This is a genomic window from Arenimonas sp. (assembly GCF_047602345.1).
Taxonomy (GTDB): Bacteria; Pseudomonadota; Gammaproteobacteria; order Xanthomonadales; family Xanthomonadaceae; genus Arenimonas.
Map to the genome: position 1 here is coordinate 530,672 of NZ_JASGHN010000006.1, position 22,097 is coordinate 552,768.

At 66.3% G+C, this 22,097-nt stretch carries 21 protein-coding genes, 1 tRNA gene and 1 pseudogene; 12 read left to right on the plus strand and 11 right to left on the minus strand.

Translation table 11 applies throughout. The features are described 5' to 3' along the window. Positions 1-74 precede the first annotated feature (74 nt). From pgi to pcnB, 6 genes are all read right to left on the minus strand, one after another. The gene (gene pgi, locus QM707_RS07015; RefSeq protein WP_415001144.1) at positions 75-1,595 is read right to left on the minus strand and encodes a glucose-6-phosphate isomerase; all 1,521 of its coding nucleotides are present in this window, start codon (positions 1,593-1,595) and stop codon (positions 75-77) included. A 65-nt stretch (positions 1,596-1,660) separates the two neighbouring features. Further along, the gene (gene panC / locus QM707_RS07020; protein WP_415001818.1) at positions 1,661-2,512 is read right to left on the minus strand and encodes a pantoate--beta-alanine ligase; all 852 of its coding nucleotides are present in this window, start codon (positions 2,510-2,512) and stop codon (positions 1,661-1,663) included. Continuing rightward, complete coding sequence (gene panB / locus QM707_RS07025; RefSeq protein ID WP_415001145.1) at positions 2,509-3,345, minus strand: 3-methyl-2-oxobutanoate hydroxymethyltransferase; 837 nt, start codon at positions 3,343-3,345, stop codon at positions 2,509-2,511. The genes panC and panB overlap by 4 nt, the downstream gene beginning before the upstream one ends. 99 nt (positions 3,346-3,444) lie before the next feature. Further along, positions 3,445-4,155: a hypothetical protein gene (locus QM707_RS07030; RefSeq protein ID WP_415001146.1), complete on the minus strand. Its 711-nt coding sequence runs from the start codon at positions 4,153-4,155 to the stop codon at positions 3,445-3,447. A gap of 10 nt (positions 4,156-4,165) precedes the next feature. Beyond that, the gene (folK, locus tag QM707_RS07035) at positions 4,166-4,651 is read right to left on the minus strand and encodes a 2-amino-4-hydroxy-6-hydroxymethyldihydropteridine diphosphokinase (protein ID WP_415001819.1); all 486 of its coding nucleotides are present in this window, start codon (positions 4,649-4,651) and stop codon (positions 4,166-4,168) included. Positions 4,652-4,656: 5 nt separating this feature from the next. Next, on the minus strand, positions 4,657-6,018 hold the full coding sequence (gene pcnB, locus QM707_RS07040) for a polynucleotide adenylyltransferase PcnB (protein ID WP_415001147.1): 1,362 nt from the start codon (positions 6,016-6,018) through the stop codon (positions 4,657-4,659). Between the two features lie 156 nt (positions 6,019-6,174). Between pcnB and QM707_RS07045 the strand changes: the two genes are divergently transcribed. After that, positions 6,175-6,250 (plus strand) — tRNA-Glu (locus QM707_RS07045). Between the two features lie 17 nt (positions 6,251-6,267). Further along, on the plus strand, positions 6,268-6,591 hold the full coding sequence (gene fdxA / locus QM707_RS07050) for a ferredoxin FdxA (protein WP_415001148.1): 324 nt from the start codon (positions 6,268-6,270) through the stop codon (positions 6,589-6,591). Positions 6,592-6,673: 82 nt separating this feature from the next. Here fdxA and QM707_RS07055 read toward each other — a convergent pair whose 3' ends face one another. Both QM707_RS07055 and dapA read right to left on the minus strand, forming a co-directional pair. Next, positions 6,674-7,162, minus strand: a complete 489-nt coding sequence (locus QM707_RS07055; protein WP_415001149.1) for a hypothetical protein — start codon at positions 7,160-7,162, stop codon at positions 6,674-6,676. 70 nt (positions 7,163-7,232) lie between these two features. Beyond that, positions 7,233-8,123, minus strand: a complete 891-nt coding sequence (dapA, locus tag QM707_RS07060) for a 4-hydroxy-tetrahydrodipicolinate synthase (RefSeq protein WP_415001150.1) — start codon at positions 8,121-8,123, stop codon at positions 7,233-7,235. A gap of 120 nt (positions 8,124-8,243) precedes the next feature. Here dapA and QM707_RS07065 point away from each other — a divergent pair, with 120 nt between their 5' ends. From QM707_RS07065 to QM707_RS07090, 6 genes are all read left to right on the plus strand, one after another. After that, positions 8,244-8,828, plus strand: coding sequence for a glycine cleavage system protein R (locus QM707_RS07065; RefSeq protein ID WP_415001820.1), 585 nt, complete (start codon positions 8,244-8,246; stop codon positions 8,826-8,828). Between the two features lie 211 nt (positions 8,829-9,039). Then, positions 9,040-10,437 (plus strand): PhoH family protein, encoded by a 1,398-nt coding sequence (locus QM707_RS07070; protein ID WP_415001151.1) that lies wholly within the window; start codon positions 9,040-9,042, stop codon positions 10,435-10,437. Between the two features lie 6 nt (positions 10,438-10,443). Further along, on the plus strand, positions 10,444-11,124 hold the full coding sequence (locus QM707_RS07075) for a YoaK family protein (protein ID WP_415001152.1): 681 nt from the start codon (positions 10,444-10,446) through the stop codon (positions 11,122-11,124). Positions 11,125-11,158: 34 nt separating this feature from the next. Continuing rightward, a complete protein-coding gene (gene thiD / locus QM707_RS07080) occupies positions 11,159-11,965 on the plus strand; it encodes a bifunctional hydroxymethylpyrimidine kinase/phosphomethylpyrimidine kinase (RefSeq protein ID WP_415001153.1) in 807 nt (268 codons plus the stop codon). A gap of 12 nt (positions 11,966-11,977) precedes the next feature. Next, a complete protein-coding gene (locus QM707_RS07085; protein ID WP_415001154.1) occupies positions 11,978-12,943 on the plus strand; it encodes a glycosyltransferase family 4 protein in 966 nt (321 codons plus the stop codon). A gap of 190 nt (positions 12,944-13,133) precedes the next feature. Beyond that, positions 13,134-13,886, plus strand: a complete 753-nt coding sequence (locus QM707_RS07090; RefSeq protein ID WP_415001155.1) for a Bax inhibitor-1/YccA family membrane protein — start codon at positions 13,134-13,136, stop codon at positions 13,884-13,886. Positions 13,887-14,034: 148 nt separating this feature from the next. Here the strand turns inward: QM707_RS07090 and QM707_RS07095 are convergent, their stop codons facing one another. The 3 genes and pseudogenes from QM707_RS07095 to grxC all read right to left on the minus strand — a co-directional run bounded on the left by QM707_RS07095 (position 14,035) and on the right by grxC (position 16,010). After that, a complete protein-coding gene (locus QM707_RS07095) occupies positions 14,035-15,039 on the minus strand; it encodes an isocitrate dehydrogenase (protein ID WP_415001156.1) in 1,005 nt (334 codons plus the stop codon). Between the two features lie 329 nt (positions 15,040-15,368). Next, positions 15,369-15,767: a carboxymuconolactone decarboxylase family protein gene (locus tag QM707_RS07100; protein ID WP_415001157.1), complete on the minus strand. Its 399-nt coding sequence runs from the start codon at positions 15,765-15,767 to the stop codon at positions 15,369-15,371. Then, positions 15,764-16,010 (minus strand): annotated as a pseudogene (grxC, locus tag QM707_RS07105) (glutaredoxin 3). Before grxC ends, QM707_RS07100 begins: the two are co-directional and overlap by 4 nt. 118 nt (positions 16,011-16,128) lie before the next feature. Here grxC and QM707_RS07110 point away from each other — a divergent pair. From QM707_RS07110 to ppk1, 4 genes are all read left to right on the plus strand, one after another. Continuing rightward, positions 16,129-17,739 carry a M48 family metalloprotease gene (locus QM707_RS07110; protein WP_415001158.1) on the plus strand — a complete coding sequence of 537 codons (1,611 nt, stop codon included), beginning with the start codon at positions 16,129-16,131 and terminating at the stop codon, positions 17,737-17,739. A gap of 208 nt (positions 17,740-17,947) precedes the next feature. Further along, positions 17,948-18,637: a phosphate regulon transcriptional regulator PhoB gene (gene phoB / locus QM707_RS07115; RefSeq protein ID WP_415001159.1), complete on the plus strand. Its 690-nt coding sequence runs from the start codon at positions 17,948-17,950 to the stop codon at positions 18,635-18,637. A 15-nt stretch (positions 18,638-18,652) separates the two neighbouring features. Further along, positions 18,653-19,966, plus strand: coding sequence for a phosphate regulon sensor histidine kinase PhoR (gene phoR, locus QM707_RS07120; RefSeq protein WP_415001160.1), 1,314 nt, complete (start codon positions 18,653-18,655; stop codon positions 19,964-19,966). 59 nt (positions 19,967-20,025) lie between these two features. After that, a complete protein-coding gene (ppk1, locus tag QM707_RS07125) occupies positions 20,026-22,095 on the plus strand; it encodes a polyphosphate kinase 1 (RefSeq protein WP_415001161.1) in 2,070 nt (689 codons plus the stop codon). Positions 22,096-22,097 lie beyond the last annotated feature (2 nt).

Sequence of the window (22,097 nt, forward strand, 5' to 3'; positions counted from 1 at the left end):
TCATTGCATCACCGGAATGCCCGCGACGTACGTGCAGGAAGTCAGGCTTCCCGGGAGCACGGAGGCAAGGCGCGTCAGCTCCCGCCGCGGATCTGCGCCAGCAACTCGCGCGTCACCGGATCGGCGACGCCCTGGCTTCCATCGCCGTTGAGCGCCGGCAGCAGCTTGTCGGCCACGCGTTTGCCCAGTTCGACGCCCCACTGATCGAAGGCATTGATGCCCCAGAGCGTGGCGAGGACGAAAACGCTGTGCTCGTACAACGCCAGCAGCGCACCGAGCGAATGCGGCGTCAATTCGTCCAGCAACAACAGCGTGCTGGGGCGATTGCCGGGGTAGCGCTTCTGCGCATCGTCGCTGTCGGCACCATTGGCCAACGCTTCCATCTGCGCCAGCAGGTTGGCCAGTTGTGCGCGATGACTGCCTTCGAAACCATGCGCGGGACGCGCGACGCCGACGAAATCCGTCGGCACGCTATCGGTGCCCTGGTGCAGCGCCTGGAAGAAACTGTGCTGGCTGGACGTGCCGGTGCCGCCCCAGAGCACTGGTACGGTGGCGACCTCGACCTCAGTGCCATCCGGACGTACCGATTTGCCCAGGCTCTCCATCACCAGTTGCTGCAGGTACGCCGGCAGCAGCGCGAGTCGCTCGTCGTAGGGCATGACCGCATGCGTATCGAATCCGAGGCCGTTGCGGTTCCAGACGAGGCTCAACGCATGCCAGCAGGCGAGATTACTTTCGGGCGCCGCCGACAGCACGTGCGCATCCATCTCGGCGGCACCGGCCAGCAGCTCCTCGAACCGCGACATGCCGATCGCCAGCACCACGGCGAAACCGACGGCCGACCACAAGGAATACCGCCCGCCGACCCAGTCCCACATCGGCAGCACGCGCTCGGACGCCACGCCGAAGGCTTCGGCCTTCGACGGCGCCGCCGTCACGGCGTACAACGCATCGTCGCGTCGCAACCACTGCTTCAATGCCGTGCCGTTGAGCAGGGTCTCCTGCGTGCCGAAACTCTTCGACACCAGCACCACGGCGGTGCGGGCCGGATCGAGCTCGCGCAACAATCGCTGCAGCGGGTGCGCATCGGCGTTGTTGAGGAAGTGCAGGCGGAAACGGCCGCTGCCGAAATCGCCCAGCGCATCCGCCGCCAGGCGCGGGCCGAGGTCGCTGCCGCCGATGCCGACGTTGACCACGTCGGTGATGTCCGACGACTCGAGTGCGGCCGCCAGCGCGGCCATGCGCTCGCGCGCAGCGCGAGCCTGCGCATGCGCCGAACGCGCCGCCTCGCTGCGCCCGAGGTCCGATCGCAGCGCCGTATGCAGTGCCGCGCGATGTTCGGACCGATTGACCGGGTCGCCTTCGAACAGCGCCTGCAGCGCCGCCGGCACACCCGCCTCGTTCGCCATGGCGACCAGAGCCGCATGCGCGTCGCGATCGAAACGCTGCCGGGAGAAGTTGCCGTACAAGGCGCCGACGCGAACGGAGAAATCGCGCGCACGCGCGCCGTCGGCGGCGACGAGTTCGGCGAGGCGGCTTTCGCACAGTCGCGCCGCATGCGCGCTGAGCGATTGCCAGGAAGGAGCGATCCGCATGGGGTATCCGGTTCCGGGAGTGGCGCGAGTCTAACCGAGCGCGAGGTCCGGTCGATGACGCGGGGTCAAACCGCGTCGAATTCGAGATTGTCGATCAGACGGGTGCGCCCCAGCCGCGCCGCGATCAGGGCCAGCAGGCCGGGCTCGTTCGGCGCCTTCGGGCGGGACAGGTCGCTGCGGCGGATCTCCGCGTAGTCCACGGTGAAGCCGGCCATGCTCAGGCGCTGCTCGGCCTGGTCCTCGGTCATGCCGATCGGCAGCCCGAGCGCGCACTGCTGGCGCATGAACTGCAAGGTCTGGTAGATGAAGGTCGCGGTCTGGCGCTCGTCGCCCTGCAGGTACTGGTTGCGCGAGCTCATCGCCAGCCCGTCGGTTTCGCGCAGGGTGGGGGCCGGCACGATGTCGACCGGGAAACTCATCTCGGAGGTCATGTAGCGTATGACCTGCAACTGCTGGTAGTCCTTGCGTCCGAACACGGCCACGTCCGGCTGGACCATGTTGAACAGGCGTGCGACGACCTGGGCGACGCCGTTGAAATGGCCGGGGCGGTGCGCGCCGCAAAGGATGTCGGTGATGCCCGGCACGTGCATCTGCACGCAGCCGATGGTGCCGAAGGGATACATCTCTTCCACGCTGGGCAGCAGCAAGGCGTCGCAGTTCTTCGACGCCAGGCCGGCGATGTCAGAATCCGGCGTGCGCGGATAGCGTGCGTAGTCTTCGTTCGGGCCGAACTGCGTGGGGTTGACGAAGATGCTGGAGACGACCTTGTCGCTATGCTGGCGCGCAAGATCGACCAGGGCGAAATGTCCGGCGTGCAGGTTGCCCATCGTCGGCACGAAACCGATGCGCAGGCCCTGCCGGCGCCAGTCGGCGACCTGACGGCGAAGCGAATCGACGGTCTTGAAGGTGTCCATCAGGCCTCGTAGCCGTGTTCGGCGGTGGGGAATTCGCGGTTCTTCACCGCACGCACATAGGCCTTGATCGCGCCCTCGATCGAACCGCCTTCGGCAAGGAAATCCTTGACGAAGCGCGGTCGGCGATGGCCGCTGTTGAGGCCGAGCAGATCGTGCAACACCAGTATCTGCCCATCGCAATCGGCACCGGCGCCGATGCCGATGGTCGGAATGTCCAGGTCTTGCGTGATCTCGGCCGCCAATGCGCTGGGCACGCATTCGAGCACGAGCAGGTCGGCGCCGGCGTCCCGCACCGCGCGCGCGTCGGCACGCAGGCGCGCCGCCGCCGCTTCTTCCCTGCCCTGCACCTTGTAGCCGCCGAGACGCAGCACCGACTGCGGCGTCAGGCCCAGGTGCGCGCAGACGGGGATGTCGCGTTCGGCCAGAAAGCGAATGGACTCAAGCAAGGGTCCTGCGCCCTCCAGCTTGACCATGCTGGCGCGTCCGCGGGCGAGCATCGGCGTCGCCGAAGCGATCGCGTGCTCGGGCGTCGCGTAACTCTGGAAGGGCATGTCGGCGATGAGTAGCGCCTTGCGCAGGCCGCGCGACACGCAGGCCGTGTGGTAGACGATGTCCTCCACCGTCACCGGCAGCGTGCTGCCGTGCCCCTGCACGACCATGCCCAGCGAATCGCCGACGAGCACGGCATCGATGCCGGCGGCATCGAGCGTGCGCGCGAAGCCGGCGTCGTAGGCGGTCAGCGAGGCGATGCGCTCGCCATCGGCCTTCATCTGCCGCAGGCGCGGCACGGTGACGGCGGGGCGCGGCGCGGCGGGCGCGGAGTTATCGGCGTACATGCGTTCCTCGGAGACCTAGAGCCTGGCTGACATGAAGACGATCGCTGCGATCGCCAGCAGGACCAGCCGGCTTCCGATGATAAGCGCATTGCGCCCCAATCATCGTGCATTCGCCGAGTCATCGGCGGCATCGCGCCGGGCAGCGGCGAGCTGCATCTGGACCAGGCCTAGTCCCGCCTGCAGCTCGCACTCCGCCACGTAAATGTCGCGAACGTGCCGACCGATGGCTGGCGGCAAGGACGGGATAAATTTGTCTAGGACCGCCAACTGGACGCCACAGGCGTCGCCCACATCACCCTGCCCGTTCGAAGCGGCGTCGATCGCGACCCAATGCTTGCGCGCCAGGGCGCGGATGGCTTCGTCGTCATTCGTGTCCAACTGCATCGTGTCCTGGTCCATCGCGATGCGCATGGGCGGAACTGGCGGAAGGGAGGCGGGCAACAAGGCCGTCGCAGAGGAATAAGGGGCCAGCGCGGGCTTCGCCACGAACCTTCGCTTGAATTTGAAGTACGACCAATATAGGACGATCGCCAACGGCAACAAACTTGCAATAGTCGCCGCGCCCCTCACCCACTGCTCCGCCTCGCGCAATTCGCGTGGATACGGCAGGTGGACAAGCACCAGGGGCGAAATAAAGAAGGACATGGAGAAGCAGCACCAGAACAGGCAGTAGCGGTAGAAGTAGCGCACCCATCGCGTGGGGTGGTCCAGGTGCTCTTCGATCGGCCAAAACAACAAATCGCGACTGCAGCCAAAGCTCAGCAAGCAGTTGCAAATAATCCAATAAGTGACGAACCCGGGGCTCTCCACAGCGCCAATCCTACCCGGTCGCTTCCACGCCGCTCGCATCCACCTGCGCGAGCAGCTCGCTGACCTTGCCCTGCCCGACGATCTGCAGCGAAGGCGCGATTTCCGCCAGCGGTACCAGCACGAAGGCGCGTTCGCGCAGGCGCGGATGCGGAACATGCAGACCGGGCTCGTCGATGACATCGTCGCCGAACACCAGCAGATCGAGATCCAGCGCGCGCGGACCCCAGCGCTCCTCGTTGGCGCGCACGCGACCGAATTTCTCTTCGATCGCCAGCAGGTGCTCGAGCAGCACGCGCGGGGTCATGCGCGTCTGCAACTCGACCACGGCATTGAGGAAATCGGGCTGGTCCTCGCGGCCCCAGGGGCGCGTGCGATAGAACGCCGACTGCGCGCGGATGCTCGTCTGCGGCAATCCGTCGATCGCCCACAACGCTTCTGCCAGCGTGGTCTCGACGTCGCCGAGGTTCCCGCCCAGCCCGACGAAGGCGCGACGCACTTCGCTCACGCTTCCGCTCCGGATTCTGGCCGCACACCGGCGGAAGGCTTGCGGCGACGACGGCGACGCTTCTTCGGCGGCGCGCCCTCGTCCTCATCCGTGGGTGCGCGCGGCGCGGCGCCGATGCGGTCGGCCAGCTGCTCCGGCGGCAAGGCCTGCGCTTCGCGCCAGAAGTGCACGTCGTCGGCGACTTCCGGCGTGCCGGAGAGTCGTAGCTCGAGGAAATCGAAAGCGGCGCGGAAACGTGGATGCGACAACAGGCGGAACACGCGCTTGCGCTGGCGCTGGGCGAAACGCGGTTGCAGCAGCCAGATTTCCTGCATCGGCAACGAGAAGCGCCGCGGCAAGGCGATGCGTTCGGCCTGGTGCAGGGTGACCCGATCGGCCGCCCGCTGCTGCGCGGCCAGCGCATCGACGCCGCCTTTCTGCAATACAGCCAACTCGCGGCAATACGCCGGCCACAGCAGTGCGGCGAACAGGAAGGCCGGCGTCACGGCCTTGTCTTCGGCGATACGCGCATCGGTATTGCGCAGGGCCTGCACCAGCATCTTGCGCAAGGCGCCGCTGCGATTCGTGACCAGCGCCTTCGCCGTTTCCGGGAACAGCACCGGCAGCAGGCCGTGTTTTTCCATGCCGAGGAAGCTTTGCTCGGCGTGCCCGGACAGGAACAGCTTCAGGCATTCGTCGAACAATCGCGCTGGCGCCGCGCTTTCCAGCAGCGGAGCGAGCCGTGCGATGGGTTCGGCCGCCGCCGGATCGATCGTGAAGCCGAGCTTGGCCGACAGGCGCACCGCGCGCAGCATGCGTACCGGATCTTCGCGATAACGCGCTTCCGGATCGCCGATCAGGCGCAGCACGCGCGCCTGCACATCCTCGTAGCCGCCAACGAAATCGCGGACGGAGAAATCCTCGACGGTGTAATACAGCGCGTTCGCGGTGAAATCGCGACGCACCGCATCGTCCTCGATCGTGCCGTACACGTTGTCGCGCAGCAGGCGGCCGTCGTCCACCACTTCACGGTCGCCGCTGCCGTCGTCGGAGTTGGCGCGGAAGGTGGCGACTTCGATGATCTCGCGTCCGTAAACCACATGCGCGAGACGGAAGCGCCGGCCGATGAGACGGCAATTGCGGAACAGCGATTTCACCTGTTCCGGCGTCGCGTCGGTGGCGACGTCGAAATCCTTCGGATGGCCGCCGATCAACAGGTCGCGCACCGCGCCGCCGACGAGATAGCCCTGGAAGCCGCCTTCCCGCAAACGGTAGAGCACGCGCAACGCGTTCGGACTGATGTCCTTGCGTGAGATGCCGTGTGCATCGCGCGGAACGATGCGCGGCTTCGGCAGGGCGATGGGGTGTGCTTCCGTCATGCGATCTCTGTGTCCGTCCGCCGTCGGGACACCGCGTCCCTGGGGCGTTCCCCGATCCGCGTCGATCGCGGTCGCCCGGCCTCCGAGCCGCGGCTGCGCCTAGGCGCAACTGGAATGAGCCGCTATACTAGCTGCTGCCATCGGCTCATACCACGCGCTCCCTTCGTCTAGTGGCCTAGGACACGGCCCTCTCAAGGCTGGAACAGGGGTTCGAGTCCCCTAGGGAGCGCCAATCCTTCCGGAAGCTGCATGCCCTTCGTCGTTACCGAGAATTGCATCCGCTGCAAGTACACCGACTGCGTCGAAGTCTGTCCGGTCGATTGCTTCCACGAAGGCCCGAACTTCCTCGTGATCGATCCCGACGAGTGCATCGATTGCACCTTGTGCGAGCCCGAGTGCCCGGCCAAGGCGATCTATCCCGAAGACGATGTCCCCGCGGGCCAGGAAGGCTTCATCGCCTTGAATGCGGAGCTCTCCAAGGCCTGGCCGGTGATCACCGTTCGCGGCGAGCCTCTGCCCGACGCGGCCGAATGGGACGGAAAGTCCGGCAAACTGCCCGAATTGCAGCGCTGAAAGCCACGCCGCGAAAGCGGCGGACCGGAAAGAAAAAGGGCGCCGACGGCGCCCTTTCTCGTACTGCGACTGGTCGCAAGACTCAGAACGCTTCCTTGATCGCACGCAGCAATTGTCCGGCGGCGCCGCCGGACATGATCTGACCATCGGGGCTGATGGCCGCGACTCGGCTCTGGCCGCCGGCGTCCTCGACGCGGATCAGGAAGCTCTGGCCCTGGTAGCCGACGTCGTACGTGCGCAGCGCTTCGGCGCGCCCTGTGACTTCGACTCCATTGATACCCGTCAGCACCTGGCCGACCTTGGCCCAGACATCGGCCGCGGCACCCGGCACCAGGACGCCCGCATTGCTGGTGCGAACGCCAGCACCGAGGTTCGCCGCCGTCGGGACGACGGTAGCGGCCGAGGTATCGGGCAGATCGAGATCCGGCGGCACTTCCAGCGGACGGTTTTCCGGGCTGGCGGTGTAGTCGGCATTCTTCCTCTTGAACCAGCTGCAACCGCTGGTCGAGGCCACGGCCAGGATCAGGGCACCCAGCAGCAAGGGGCGCGATTGGCGGAAAACGGAACTCATCATGGTCTCCTGGGAGGGGTGGGCGGTCGGGCCGCGTGGCATAGACAGTACCCGGAATCGGGAAGTTTCGTCAGCTGTTGGCCGCTTCCAGCGTTCGGCACCGGGCGGCGAAAGCATCGGCCGACGCCGCATGCGGGGGCGACAGCGGCAGCAATGGCAGGCGCAGCCCATGGCCGAGACCCAGCCGGCCGAGCAAGGCCTTCACGGGGATCGGATTCGGTTCGACGCCGAGGAAATCGTAGATCTGACCGAGCTGGGCATCGAGGGCGCGCGCCTCGTCGGCCCTGCCCTCGCGCATCAGCGCGCACAGGCGGTTGAACGTGCGCGGCAGGACGTTGGACGCCACCGAGATCACGCCGTCTGCGCCGCCGCGCATCGCGCGCACGAAGGTCGGGTCGTCGCCGCTGAGCAGGGAGAATCGTGCCGAGCGCAGCGGATAGAGCGCGCTCCAGCGTTCTTCGTCGCCTCGCGCCTCCTTCAGGCCGACGATGTTCTCGTGCGTGCACAACTGCGCGACGGTATCGGGTTGCAGGTCGCAACCGGTGCGCCCCGGCACGTTGTAGAGCACGATGGGCAAACCGCCCTGCTCGGCGACAGCGAGATAATGAGCGACCAGGCCCGCCTGGGTGGGGCGTACGTACGGCGGCGTCACCACGAGGGCGGCATCGGCACCGCCATCGCGGGCCAGACGGGTCTGCGCGATGGTCTTCGCGGTATTGGACAGCCCGGTGCCCGCCAGCACGCGCAGGCGACCACCGACCTGCTGCACCGCGGTGGCGAGCAGGCGCGAATACTCTTCATCGCTCAGAGCCGCTGCCTCGCCCGTCGAACCCGCCACCACGACACCGGCGCTGCCGCCTTCGAGCTGCAGATCGATCAGGCGTTGCCAGGCGGGAAAATCGATGTCCCCGGCGGCCGTGAACGGCGTCGCCAGGGCGGTGATGCTGCCGGAAAGGTGCAAGGCGCAAGTCCTCGTCTGCGAGGACGCGATGTTACTTGCGGGCGAGAAGCCGCGACAAGTATGCTGACCCTGCATTCCGGCCTGCGCGCCGGCATCGCGGGCCGCCGCCGCGGCGCTCCGATGCGATCCACCAGGAAGACCGATTTGACCGACGCCGCCGCGCGCCCCGCCACGAACGAAAACTACCTGCTGATCAGCGCTTACAGCACGCATCCGCAGTCCCCGCTCCTGCCTGTCACCCGGCGCATTTCGGACTCCGGTTGCAACATGGTCGATGCCCGCCTGGCCACGGTCGGCCGCGACGTCTCCGTCGCCGCGCTCGCCGTCGGTTCCTGGGACGCCGTCGCCAAGCTCGAAGCCATGCTCACCCGACTCGAACGCGAGGAAGGCCTCAAGCTCGTCTGGTACCGCACCGGCCCGAAGCCGATGCTGTCCAATCTGCTGCCCTACATCGTGGAAGTGGTGGCAGCCGATCGCCCCGGCATCCTGTTCCAACTGGCCGACTTCTTCGATCGCCAGGGCATCACGATCGAGAACCTGCAAAGTTCGCGCTATCGCGCGATGCAGACCGGCGCCGAGATGTTCACCGCCCAGGTCACGGTCGGGATCCCGGCCAACATGCACATCGCCGCCCTGCGCGACGATTTCATGGAATTCTGCGACCATCTGAACCTGGACGCGATCATGGATCCGATGAAGTTCTGAGAGCCGAATGCCCGAACGACGCCATCTCGCTTCCGCCGAACCCTCCGCCCGCCGTCACGGGCTCAGCGCCGCCTCCCGGTCCGGCTCCTCGCAGTGACCCTCGCCCACGATTTTCCTTGCCGCCCGCTCGCAACGCGAGCTTGGGCGGCCCTTCGCCGTGCCCGCTGCATCCACCACCAACTCCCCGACTGTCCGACGACCTGAGAGAACCATGACCAAAGGCAAGCGCATCTACGTGCTGGACACCAACGTGCTGATGCACGACCCGACCGCGCTGTTCAAGTTCGAAGAGCACGACGTCTTCATTCCGATGATGGTCCTGGAGGAACTCGACAACGCCAAGAAAGGCCATTCGGAGGCGAGTCGCAACGCGCGCCAGGTCAGCCGCTTCCTCAACGAACTGATCGAAGCGCACGGCAGCAACAACGTCGAGGGCGGCATCGCGCTGGCGCCGCCGAAAGGCCTGCAGCTGCGCAACGCCGACAGCGCCGGCCGCCTGATCTTCCAGCTCAAGCCGGTCGAAGCCGGCAAGCGCTTCGGCACGGTGATGCCGGACAACCTGATCCTCGGCGCGATCCTGCAACTGCGCGAGGATCATCCGGGCATTCCGGTCGTGCTGGTGTCGAAGGACATCAACCTGCGCATCAAGGCTTCGATCTGCAGCGTGCCGGCCGAAGACTACGAGAACGATCGCGCGCTCGACGATTTCAACCTGCTGTTCACCGGCGCCACCCAGCTACCGAACGATTTCTGGGAAAAGCACGAGGGCAACCTGCGTTCGTGGACGGAAAAAGGCCGCACCTTCTACGAAGTGCGCCGGCAGCCCGACGACGGCTGGTATCCGAACCAGTACCTCTACCTGCCCGGCGAAGACGAAGTCGAGCTGAAGGTCGCCAAGCTCGACGGGGACCGCGTCGTGCTGCAGATCGTCGACGATTTCCGCACGCCGCAGCACCAGGTCTGGGGCATCAACGCGCGCAACCGCGAGCAGAACTTCGCGCTCAACGCGCTGATGGACCCGGACATCGACTTCGTCACCCTGCTGGGCACCGCCGGCACCGGCAAGACGCTGCTGGCCCTGGCGGCCGGCCTGGCGCAAACCATGGACGTGCAGCGCTACCGCGAGATCATCATGACGCGCGCCACCGTCAGCGTCGGCGAGGACATCGGCTTCCTGCCAGGCACCGAGGAGGAAAAGATGACGCCGTGGATGGGCGCGCTGACCGATAACCTCGAAGTGCTGACGCATACCGACGACCACGGCGCCTGGGGACGCAGCGCGACGAACGACCTGCTCGCCTCGCGCATCAAGATCCGTGCGATGAACTTCATGCGCGGCCGCACCTTCCTCAACCGCTGGGTGATCATCGACGAAGCGCAGAACCTGACGCCGAAGCAGATGAAGACCCTGGTCACGCGCGCCGGCCCGGGCACGAAGATCATCTGCATGGGCAACGTCGAGCAGATCGATACGCCCTACCTGACCGAGACCACGTCGGGCCTGACCTATGCGGTCGATCGCTTCAAGGGTTGGAACCACAGCGCGCACATCACCCTGCGCCGCGGCGAACGTTCGCGCCTGGCCGACTACGCCTCCGAAGTGCTGTAGCGGAGCATGGCGGAGCGCCTGCCCGCGTGGGTGTGGTTGGGCGCGGCGGTACTTTCCTGCGTCGCCGGCATGGTGAACGTGGTCGGTTACCTCGGCTTCGAACACCAGGCGGTATCGCACCTGACCGGCACGACCTCGCTGATCGGCGCGGCGGTGGCCGATGGCGACGGCCGCCTGGCCGGACAGTTGTTCGCCGTGCTGATGGCCTTCGTGCTGGGTGCGGTAGCCAGCGGGCTGGTCATCCAGGACAGCACGCTCAAACTCGGTCGGCGCTATGGCCTGGTGCTGGTCGTCGAAGCCATCGCACTGGTCGCGGCGGCGCGCGCGTTCCAGGCCCATAGCCTTTGGGGCGGCTGGCTGGCGGCCTTCGCCTGCGGATTGCAGAACGCGATGGTCACGACCTACAGCGGTTCGGTCGTGCGGACCTCGCACCTGTCGGGCATGTTCACCGACCTCGGCATTTTCCTCGGCCATCGCCTGCGCGGCCTGCCGGTGCCGCGACGACGCCTGCTGCTTTGCCTGACCATCACCTGCGCTTTTTTCGCCGGCGGCGTACTCGGAGCGATATTGTTCGGGCGCGTCGGTTACGACGCGCTTTACCTGCCCGCGGGCGTCACCGGACTGACCGGCGCGGTCTATGCCGCCTACCGGCAACTCACGGCGCGCGGCCAGGCGATTGGCCGATAATCGGCGGCAGTCCCCCGCCCTTACCGCACATCGCATGAACGATCCTCGCCCTCTTTGCGCGCTGACCATCGCCGGCTCGGACTCCGGCGGCGGCGCCGGCATCCAGGCCGACCTGAAAACGTTCGCTGCGCACGGTGTGCACGGCCTGAGCGCGATCGCCGCGCTGACCGCGCAACACACGCGCGGCGTCACGGCGGTGCATGCGCCGCCGACGGGTTTCCTGCGCGCACAGATCGACGCCTGCTTCGACGACTTCCGCATCGGCGCGGTCAAGCTCGGCATGCTGGCCACCACCGAGATCATCCATGCGGTGGCCGATGCGCTCGAAGCCTGGCGCCCGCCGCGCATCGTGCTCGACCCGGTGATGGTGGCGACCAGCGGCGCCAAGTTGCTGGAGGATTCCGCGCTCGCCGCGCTGCGCGAACGCCTGATCCCGCTGGCCGACCTGATCACGCCCAACATCCCCGAGGCGGAACTGCTGCTGGGCCATGCGATCGCCAACGGCGACGAGGCCGAAGAAGCCAATCGCGAACTGCTGCGCCTCGGCGCGCGCGCCAGCCTGCTCAAGGGCGGCCACCTCGCCGGTGATGCGATGACGGACCGCTATGCCGACGCAGCGGGAACGCGCGAGTTCCATCACTCGCGTCTCGACGTGGAAGGGCATGGCACGGGCTGCACGCTCGCATCGGCCATCGCCGCCAACCTGTGCCGGGACATGGATCTCGCGCAAGCCTGCGCGGCGTCGACCGACTACGTGCACGGTGCGCTGCGGCATGGCTATCGGCCGGGTCGAGGTGCGGTCGTCGTGCTCGCGCACGACTGGAATCTGCGGACACGCTGAGCGCCGCCGCGCATGCAACGCCGCATCCATCTGATCAATCCCTTTTGGAACGCGGCCGGCGGCAGCGAGTGGCGCACGCTCGAACTGTTCGATCTGCTGCGCGGGTCGGCCGACGTACATCTTTGGGCGTCGGCCAAGCCCGATCCGCGACTGGCGGCGCGCGCAGAAATCCGCCGCATCCAACCCGAGCACGGGGAATTTCCCCGCATGGGGACCTTCGTCTTCGTCGGCGATTACCGCCCCCCGCGCGACTGGATCGAACAGGCGCAGCCGCGTCGCAGCATCCTGGTCTACAACACGCATTCGCCGCGGCGACTCGCCGTTGCGTTGCAACGCCTATCCTTGCAGGGACGACGGCCGGTCGAGATCGTTTTCGCCTCGCGCCTGCTGCAGGACCTGACCGGCATCGCCGGCCAGGTACAGGCATCCTGGATCGATCTGCGCCGTTTCCTGCCGGTGCAGGCGGTCGAACGGCCGTTCACCGTGGGGCGGCTGAGTCGCGATGTCGTCGAGAAACATCACTCCGAGGACCCGGCGCTGTACCGGCGACTGCAGGCCGACGGCACGCGAATGCGCCTGATGGGCGCGACCTGCCTGGCTGGAATCCTGCCGCCGGGAGAGGGCATCGAACTGCTGCCGGCCAACGCCGAACCGGCCGAACGTTTCCTCGCCAGCCTGGACTGCTTTTACTACCGTACCTCGCCGCAATGGACCGAAGCCTGGGGTCGCGTCGTGCTCGAGGCCATGGCCTGCGGCCTGCCGGTCGTCTGCGAACGGCGAGGCGGCTACACCGAAGCGATCGAAGACGGCGTGGACGGTTTGCTGTTCGACGACACGGACGAGGCGGAAACCCTGCTGCGCCGGCTTCGCGACGACGCCGGATTGCGGCAGCGCCTGGGAGCGGCCGCGCGCGCGAAGGCCGAGTCGCTTTTTTCGACCGCGGAACGGCAGCGGACGATCGACTGGTACTTGCGCTGAGAAACGAGTGGAGAGGCGCGAGGAACGAGTGAAGAGGAAAGAGAAACGAGTAAGAGCGGGTTGCCGACGGACGCAGCCACTGCTCGTTCCTCTCTTCCTCTCCACTCATTCCTGGTTCCTGACCCCAGCCCCGCGTTCCGGGCGAGAAAAAGGTTAGGATGGCAGGACATCCAGACCCTCCGGAGTTCCCATGCGCAGCGGCAATCCTGCCCTGAACGAGAACATTTTCCTCGACGTCGGCCGCGGCACCGTCGTCGGCAACGATGCGATGACGCTGAACGGCACGGTGAACAAGACCGGGATACTGCTGTTGCTGGTCATCGTCGGCGCCGCGTTCACCTGGAGCCGATATACCGGCCCGGAAAGCGTCGGCGCGGTGATCCCGCTCACCCTAGTCGGCGCGATCGGCGGCTTGATCATGGCGCTCGTGACGATCTTCAAGAAGACGTGGTCGCCGGTGACGGCGCCGCTGTATGCCGGACTGGAAGGTCTGTTCCTCGGCGGCATCTCGGCGTTTTTCGAGGCGCGCCACCCCGGCATCGTCATGCAGGCCGTCGTCCTGACCTTCGGCACGCTCGGCGCCCTGCTGCTGGCCTATCGCAGCGGCCTGATCCGCGCGACCGAAAACTTCAAGCTCGGCGTCGTCGCCGCCACCGGCGGCATCATGCTGCTGTACCTGGTCAACATCGGCATGCGCCTGTTCGGCATGGACGGCATCGGTTTCATCCACGAGGCCAGCTGGCTCGGCATCGCCTTTTCCGGTTTCGTCGTGGTGATCGCCGCGCTGAACCTGGTACTGGATTTCGATTTCATCGAAAGCGGCGTCGAACACGGCGCGCCGAAGTACATGGAGTGGTACGGCGCCTTCGGCCTGGTCGTGACCCTGGTCTGGCTGTACCTGGAAATCCTGCGCCTGCTGTCGAAGCTGCAATCCCGGGACTAGAAACGAGTGAAGAGGAAAGAGGAACGAGTGAAAGCGGGTTGCTCGCAAGATCTGCTTTTACTCGTTCTTCGTTACTCTTAACTCGTTCCCGGCAAGAAAAAAGGCGCCGCAAGGCGCCTTTTTTCTTGCCGACGATGCCTCCCGCGAATCAGACGCGCGAAGCGATCGCCTGTGCGAAGGACATCGTATTGCCCTCGCCGCCCAGGTCCGGCGTCAACGAGTCCTTCGCTTCCATCGTACTGACGATGGCGTTGCGCAAGCGGCGCGCTTCGTCGACCTTGCCGAGGTGGTCGAGCATCTGGCCCGCGGCCAGCAGCAAGGCGCAGGGATTGGCGATGCCCTTGCCGGCGATGTCCGGCGCCGAACCGTGCACGGCTTCGAAGATCGCCGCTTCCGTGCCGATGTTCGCGCCCGGCGCCAGGCCGAGGCCGCCGACCAGGCCGGCGCAAAGGTCGGAGATGATGTCGCCGAACAGGTTGGTCGTGACGATCACGTCGAACTGCTCCGGCTTCATCACCAGCTGCATGCAGGTATTGTCCACGATCATCTCGTTGCACCGGATGTCGGGATACTGCGCGGCGACTTCGCGCGCGACCTTCAGGAACAGGCCCGACGTGGACTTCAGGATGTTCGCCTTGTGCACGATCGTGACCTTTTTGCGGCCGATGCGGCGCGCCAGGTCGAAGGCGTAACGCACGATGCGCTCGGAACCGCGACGGGTGATCTTTTGCGTCAGCGTGGCCGTCTGGCCGTCGGCCGACAGGGCCTGGCCCTCGCCGATGTAGGCGCCTTCGGTATTCTCGCGAACGGTGATCAGGTCGATGTTCTGGTAACGCGACTTCGTATTCGGGAAGCTGATCGCCGGACGCACGTTCGCGTACAGGTCGAAACGCTTGCGCAACTCGACGTTGATCGAGGAGAAGCCTTCACCGACCGGCGTGGTCAACGGGCTCTTCAGCGCGATGCGATGCTTGTGGATGGCGTCGAGCGTCGCGGCGGGCAGCAGCTCGCCGGATTTTTCGTAGGCCGACAGGCCGGCTTCGACGAATTCGTACTGCAGGCCGAGCTTCAAGGCCTCGAGTACGTGCAAGGTGGCGTCCATGATTTCCGGGCCGATGCCGTCGCCACGGATCACCGCGATAGTCTGGGTCATAAAGGCTTGTTCTTCTGGGGATTCATCGGCAGCCGTACGCTGCCGGAGGGGCCGGTATTATGCCAGATCGCGACGTTCTCCCGAGGCTTGACCCCGAAAACGCCGCGATATCGCCGAATCCGCCGCGCTTGCCAGGGTATCGCGACCGATCGGTCGATCCAGGGCCACAAAGGGGGCGCGAACAATCGTTCGGTGCGCCGGGTTCTCCGAAGACGGCTGGCCGCTCAGTCGGTGCGCCATCCATGGCCACCGATTTGCGGACGCTACGGCATCCTGCCTCCGCTCCAGCTCGCCCTTTCGGAGATCCCGTCGCAGCCAGGAATTCGGGATCAACCGCCGTGATGATGATCCGGCTTGGCTGCATGAATCCCAGCGCCCTCGAGTTGGTCGAGGAAATCGACGGCGCGCCGCAGGTGAGGAATGACGATGCTGCCGCCGACGACCAGTCCGACGCTGAAGGTCTCGAAGAATTCGTCGCGGTTCACGCCCGCTTCCTTGCACTGGGCGATGTGGTAGCTGATGCAGTCGTCGCAACGCAGCACCATCGAAGCGACCAGCCCGAGCAGTTCCTTGGTCTTCAGGTCGAGCGCGCCGTCCTTGTAGGTCTGCGTGTCGAGCGCGAAGAACCGGCGCACGACCTGGTTGTCGTGGCCGAGGATGCGCTCGTTCATGCGCTGGCGGAACTCGGTGAAGGCCTTCACCCGATCGGTTTCGTCGCTGTGGCTCATGCGGATTTCTCGAGCAGGGGTTTGAGTTCGCCGATGCGATCGAGCGCGACCAGGTCTTCGTAACCGCCGACATGCACGTCGCCGATGAAGATCTGCGGGCACCGAACTGCGCTTGGTCCGCGCCAGCATCTCGGCCCGGCGCTCGGGGTCGATGTCGACGCGCACCTCGGTGTAGCCGGCCCCGCGCGACTTCAGGAAGTTCTTCGCCGCCACGCAATAGGGGCAGATGGCGGTGGTATACATGAGCACTTCCGACACGCTGGACTCCCCACGGCTCCGGTTCGACGCGGAACATTTTACAACCGGCGCGGTCCAATCCGTGCAGCTGGATTAACTGCCGATTCACCCGTTCCCGCAACGGATGCGGCATGCTTGCCCCAGGTGGAGGGAACCGACCTTGCGACGCATCGCCTTATCGACCGCAGCCGCGGTATTCGTGCTGGGCCTGGCCACCAGCGGCCGGGCGCAGGAGTCCTCCCTGCCCGACATGGGTTCCTCGGCCGGAGAGCTGCTTTCGCCGCAACAGGAAAGCGACTACGGCGCCTATACCCTGTATGAACTGCGGCGCATGGGCTATGTGCTCGACGATCCGCTGATCGAAAGCTGGCTGGACGACATGGGCCAGCGCCTAGGCGCAGCCAGCGACCGGCCGCAGCAGCCCTATACCTTCTTCATGATGCGCGATCGCCAGATCAATGCATTCGCCACGCTGGGCGGCTATATCGGCATGAATGCCGGCCTGGTGCTCACGGCCGAAAGCGAGGACGAGGTGGCCGGCGTGCTGGCGCACGAAATCTCGCACGTCACCCAGCGCCACGTGCTGCGCGCGGTCGAACGCGCGAAGCGCGACCAGCTGCCGATCCTGCTGGCCATGCTGGGCGCCATCGTCGCCGCGCAGGGCAGCGACAACAGCGGCGATGCCATCCAGGCCGCCGTCATCGGCAGCCAGGCCCTCGCCTTGCAGCGGCAGATCAACTACACGCGCTCGAACGAGGCCGAGGCCGACCGCATCGGAATCCAGACGCTGAGCCGTTCCGGCTACGACGTCGACGGCATGGCCAGCTTCTTCGAGCGCCTGGACAAGGCCAGCCGCGGCAATTCGGGCGGCTACCAGGTGCCCGACTACCTGCGTTCGCATCCGGTCACCACCACACGCATCAGCGAGGCGCGCCAGCGTGCCGAGCGCCTGCATGCCGCGCCGGCGCCGAGCCCGCAACTCGCCGCGCCGCGCCTGAATCCGCTGTTGCCGGGCGGCCTGAGCCTAGATACTTCCTCGCGCAAACCGACGCCGATGTTCGACTGGGCGCGCGAACGCCTGCGCGTGCTGAGCGCGGACAATCCGCAAGCCGCCATCCGCGAATACCACGCCCTCGCACGCGTCACACCGGAAACCGATGCCCGCCGCTACGGCCTGGCCCTGGCCCAGACCCAGGCCGGCTACCCGGCCGCCGCCGAGACCGCCTTGCAAGCGCTGGCCCAGAAACCCGCCGGGCAGCTCTGGATCAGGCTGGCGCTGGCCGAAAACGCCCGCGTGGCCAAGAACGATGCGCTCTCGCGGCAACGCTACGAAGCCCTGCTGACCCAGTACCCGGACAATCGCGCCGTCAGCCTGGCCTACGCGCAGATGCTCAACAGCACCGGCGAGCGCGGCGACGGCCAACGCGCCCAGGCGGTGCTACGCCCCCTGCTCGCCAGCAGCGGCGACAATCCTCTGTTCCAGAAGACCTTCGGCCGTTCGGCCGAACTCGCCGGCGACCTGTCCCGCGCTGGCGAAGCCTTCGCGGAGGCCGCCTACCTCAACGGGCGCGCGGAAGATGCCTTGAACCAGTTGAACGGCCTGCTCAAGCGCAACGACCTGGACTATGTGCAGCGCGCCCGCATCGAAGCCCGCATCGCCGAAATCACGCCCATCGTGCTGGAAATGCGCCGGCAGGGCCTGAAGCCGACCGACCAGCCGGTCGATCGCGGTTAGCGACGCGGGGCGACTGTTCCGCCCTTCCCCAAGGCGGACGTCATGGTCGGCGCGCCGGGTCGGTCGCGACCCGGTGTTCCGCATCCTTGCGCGCTCTTGTTCCAGCCGACCGCGGGGTGCGGGCAAAACCCGCGGCTCCGCCGTAACCCAATGGTCACAAAAGTTTTATCTACTTGCACACGACCCCCGGCAATGACACGGTAAGGCTGTGCAAAAAAGAATCCTGATCGTCGACGACGAACCCGCCATCCGCGACATGGTCGCCTTCGCCCTACGCAAGGGCGACTACGACCCGGTGCACGCCGGCGATGCCCGCGAAGCCTCCGCCGCGATCGCCGACCGCGTGCCCGACCTGATCCTGCTCGACTGGATGTTGCCCGGCAGCAGCGGCCTGGAGCTGGCCCGACGCTGGCGCCGCGACGACCTGACGCGCGACGTGCCGATCATCATGCTCACCGCGCGCGGCGAAGAGAACGATCGCGTCAGCGGCCTGGAATCCGGCGTCGACGACTATGTCGTCAAGCCTTTCTCGGCCCGCGAACTGCTGGCCCGCATCAAGGCGGTGCTGCGTCGCTCGCGCGAGGACGAAGATGACGGTTCGGTGACAGTGGGCAAGCTGCGCATCGACGGCGCCGCCCATCGCGTCTATGCCGGCGACCAGCCGGTGCACGTCGGCCCGACCGAATACCGTCTGCTGCACTTCTTCATGACGCATACCGATCGCGTGTACAGCCGCACCCAGCTGCTCGACCACGTCTGGGGAGGCAACGTCTATGTCGAGGAGCGCACGGTGGACGTGCACATCCGCCGCCTGCGCAAGGCGCTGGAACCGTCCCGCCTGGAAGAAATGGTGCAGACGGTGCGCGGTTCCGGATACCGCTTCTCCTTGTCCGCCTGAGACCGGAACGCACGGATGCGCCGCTCCCTGCTGATGCGACTGGCCTGGCGACAGTCCCTGCTCCGCCTGGTGCTGTTCTACGCCGCTGCCGTCGCGATCGGCCTGCTGCTGCACCGCCTGCTGGAAGTCCTGCTGGTCGCCACCACCCTGGTCGCCGTGCGCAGCTACTGGCGGCTGTATCGCGTTTCGCGTTTCCTCGACTGGCGCCAGCAACTGCATGCCGTGCACGGCCAGGGACTCTGGGCCGCGCTGGAAACGCTGGTCTACCGTCGCCAGACCGACAATCGCGCGCGCAGTCGTCGCCTCGTCCGACTGCTGCGCGCGTATCGTCAGGCCGCTGCGACGATGCCCGACGGTGCCATCGTCGTCAGCCGCAGCGAAAACCGCCTGATCTGGTTCAACAAGTCGGCGCGACGCCTGCTCGGATTGAACTACCCGCATAGCCTGGGCACGTCCCTGCTCGCGACCCTGCCCGGCCCGCGCATCGAACAATGGCTGCGCTCGGGCAATACCGACGACCCGCTGATGGACGTGGCCAGCCCGGTGGACGAGAACCTCCGCCTGAGCCTGCGCCTGTTGCGCTACTCGCCGGAAGAATGGCTGGTGGTGGTGCGCGACGTGACGCAGCTGATGCGGCTCGAACAGGTCCGCCGCGATTTCGTCGCCAACGTCTCGCACGAACTGCGCACGCCGCTGACGGTCGTGCACGGCTACCTCGACATGATGGAACCGGAGGACAGCCCGGAATGGGCGCCGATGGTCGGCGAGATGCGCAAGCAGTCGCAGCGCATGACGCAACTGGTCGAAGACCTGCTCACCCTGTCCCGCCTCGAATCGCAGCAGTCGCTGACGGAAGAGACCGTGACGATGGAGCCCTTGCTGATCACCCTGCGGCGCGAGGCCGAAGCGCTCAGCCAGGGCCGACACCGCATCGTGATCGAAGACGAGGCGCGCTGCGACCTGTTCGGCGCCGACAAGGAACTGCACAGCGCCTTCTCGAACCTCGTCAGCAACGCCATCCGCTACACGCCGAACGAAGGCAGCGTCACCGTGCGTTTCAGCCGCACGCCCGACGGCGGCGCACGATTGGCCGTGCAGGACAGCGGCTACGGCATCCCGGCCCAGCACCTGCCGCGCATCACCGAACGTTTTTATCGCGTCTCCACCAGCCGTTCGCGCGAATCGGGCGGCACCGGCCTCGGCCTGTCCATCGTCAAGCACGTGCTGAGCCTGCACCAGGGGCGGCTGGAAGTGGACAGCGAAGTCGGGCGCGGCAGCACGTTCGCCTGCGTGTTCGGGCCGGAACGCGTGCGTCCCCGCCAGTCCTGATCCGCACGGGCCATGTCGCGCCCGGAATGCCCCCTCCTGCCTTCCGCTAGACTTCCTCCATGACCGACATCGCCGCCCTGTCCGACAGCGAACTCTTCCTCAACCGCGAGCTGTCGCAACTGGAATTCAATTTCCGCGTGCTGGCGCAGGCCGAGGATCCGGGCATTCCGCTGCTCGAACGCCTGAAGTACCTGTGCATCTCCTGCACGAACCTGGACGAGTTCTTCGAGATTCGCGCGGCGACGGTACGCACGGCGCTGGAGTTCGGCGCGCCCCTGCTGCCCGACCACATGCCGCCGACCAAAGCCCTCGAACGCATCCACGACATGGCGGCGAAACTCGTCGAAGCGCAGTACCGGCTCTGGAACGAAACCCTGCGCCCGTCCTTGAACGAAGCCGGCATCCGCGTACTGACGCGCGAAAGCTGGAACGCCAAGCAGAAGAAATGGCTGCAGAAGTATTTCGAGGACGAGATCCTGCCGGTGCTTTCGCCGCTCGGCCTCGATCCCGTGCACCCCTTCCCCCGCATCCTCAACAAATCCCTCAACGTCGTCGTCGTGCTCGAAGGCAAGGATGCGTTCGGACGCAAGGGCGGCATGGCCATCGTGCGCGCACCGCGCTCGCTGCCGCGCATCATCCAGTTGCCCGCCGAGATTTCCGGCGGCAAGAACGATTTCGTCCTGCTGTCGGCCGTGCTGACCGCCTTCGTCGACGACCTGTTCCCGGGCATGACGGTCAAGGGCGCCTACCAGTTCCGCGTCACGCGCAATTCCGAATTGTTCGTCGACGAAGAAGAAGTGGAAAACCTCGCCAGCGCCTTGAAGGGCGAGCTGATGGGTCGCGGCTTCCGCCCGGCCGTGCGCCTGGAAATCGCCGACAACTGTCCGAAATCCATCCTGAAGATCCTGCTGCAGAATTTCGGCCTGACCGAAAATGCGGTGTATCGCATCAACGGCCCGGTCAACCTCAATCGCGTCATCCAGGTCTACGACCTGGTGCAGCGCCCCGAACTGAAGTTCCCGGCGTTCAAGGCGCGCAAGAGCCGCCTGGACGAAGAGACGCCGTTCGAGACGCTGCGCGAAGGCGATGTGCTGCTGCACCACCCCTACGAGAGCTTCTCCAGCGTGCTCGACCTGCTGAAGGCCGCGGCGCACGACCCCGACGTGCTGGCGATCAAGCAGACGCTGTATCGCACCGGCAAGGACTCGAAGATCATCGAGCACCTGATCGCCGCCGCGCACAACGGCAAGGACGTCACCGTCGTCATCGAACTGCGCGCGCGTTTCGATGAAGAGGCGAACCTCGGCCTGGCCGACCGCCTGCAGGAAGCCGGCGTGCAGGTCATGTACGGCGTGGTCGGCTACAAGACGCACGCCAAGATGATGCTGATCGTGCGGCGCGAAGGCCGCGCCCTGCGCCGCTACGTGCACCTGGGCACCGGCAATTACCACGCCGGCACCGCGCGCGTGTACACCGACATCGGCCTGATGACCTGCGATCCGGACATCACGACCGACGTGCACGGCCTGTTCCAGCAGCTTTCCGGCCTGGCCCCCGCCATCAAGCTCAAGCGCCTGATGGCCTCGCCCTTCACCCTGCACAAGGGCCTGCTGAAGAAGATCGAGCGCGAAGCCAAGCATGCGGCGGCCGGCAAGAAGGGCCACATCATCGCCAAGATGAATGCGTTGAACGAAGCCAGCGTGATCCGCGCGTTGTACGCCGCCTCGCAGGCCGGCGTGAAGATCGAGCTGATCGTGCGCGGCGCCTGCTGCCTGCGCCCCGGCGTGCCGGGTCTCTCGGAGAACATCAGCGTGCGCTCTGTCGTCGGCCGTTTCCTCGAGCACAGCCGCGTCTACTGGTTCGGCAACGATGGCAAACCGGAGATCTTCTGCTCCAGCGCCGACTGGATGGAACGCAACCTGCTGCGCCGCGTCGAAACCTGCTTCCCGATCCTGGACCCGGCCCTGGCCGAGCGCGTCTACCACGAGGAACTGGCCAACTACCTCGCCGACAACCAGCAGGCCTGGCAATTGCATGCCGATGGCCGTTACAGTCGCGCCCTGCCCGCACCGGATGCGATGCCGTATTCGGCCCAGGGCGCCCTGCTCGCGAAGATCTGCCACGCCTGAAC

What these genes read in the sequence shown, in the direction of transcription:
- QM707_RS07070 (WP_415001151.1), top strand. Translation starts at nt 9,040, where the DNA reads ATGACCAAAGGCAAGCGCATCTACGTGCTGGACACCAACGTGCTGATG.
- QM707_RS07095 (WP_415001156.1), bottom strand. Translation starts at nt 15,039, where the DNA reads ATGACCCAGACTATCGCGGTGATCCGTGGCGACGGCATCGGCCCGGAA.
- pcnB (WP_415001147.1), bottom strand. Translation starts at nt 6,018, where the DNA reads ATGACGGAAGCACACCCCATCGCCCTGCCGAAGCCGCGCATCGTTCCG.
- panB (WP_415001145.1), bottom strand. Translation starts at nt 3,345, where the DNA reads ATGTACGCCGATAACTCCGCGCCCGCCGCGCCGCGCCCCGCCGTCACC.
- QM707_RS07065 (WP_415001820.1), top strand. Translation starts at nt 8,244, where the DNA reads ATGCGATCCACCAGGAAGACCGATTTGACCGACGCCGCCGCGCGCCCC.
- pgi (WP_415001144.1), bottom strand. Translation starts at nt 1,595, where the DNA reads ATGCGGATCGCTCCTTCCTGGCAATCGCTCAGCGCGCATGCGGCGCGA.
- QM707_RS07075 (WP_415001152.1), top strand. Translation starts at nt 10,444, where the DNA reads ATGGCGGAGCGCCTGCCCGCGTGGGTGTGGTTGGGCGCGGCGGTACTT.
- phoR (WP_415001160.1), top strand. Translation starts at nt 18,653, where the DNA reads ATGCGCCGCTCCCTGCTGATGCGACTGGCCTGGCGACAGTCCCTGCTC.
- QM707_RS07090 (WP_415001155.1), top strand. Translation starts at nt 13,134, where the DNA reads ATGCGCAGCGGCAATCCTGCCCTGAACGAGAACATTTTCCTCGACGTC.
- QM707_RS07085 (WP_415001154.1), top strand. Translation starts at nt 11,978, where the DNA reads ATGCAACGCCGCATCCATCTGATCAATCCCTTTTGGAACGCGGCCGGC.
- fdxA (WP_415001148.1), top strand. Translation starts at nt 6,268, where the DNA reads ATGCCCTTCGTCGTTACCGAGAATTGCATCCGCTGCAAGTACACCGAC.
- QM707_RS07110 (WP_415001158.1), top strand. Translation starts at nt 16,129, where the DNA reads ATGCGGCATGCTTGCCCCAGGTGGAGGGAACCGACCTTGCGACGCATC.
- QM707_RS07055 (WP_415001149.1), bottom strand. Translation starts at nt 7,162, where the DNA reads ATGAGTTCCGTTTTCCGCCAATCGCGCCCCTTGCTGCTGGGTGCCCTG.
- QM707_RS07100 (WP_415001157.1), bottom strand. Translation starts at nt 15,767, where the DNA reads ATGAGCCACAGCGACGAAACCGATCGGGTGAAGGCCTTCACCGAGTTC.
- thiD (WP_415001153.1), top strand. Translation starts at nt 11,159, where the DNA reads ATGAACGATCCTCGCCCTCTTTGCGCGCTGACCATCGCCGGCTCGGAC.
- ppk1 (WP_415001161.1), top strand. Translation starts at nt 20,026, where the DNA reads ATGACCGACATCGCCGCCCTGTCCGACAGCGAACTCTTCCTCAACCGC.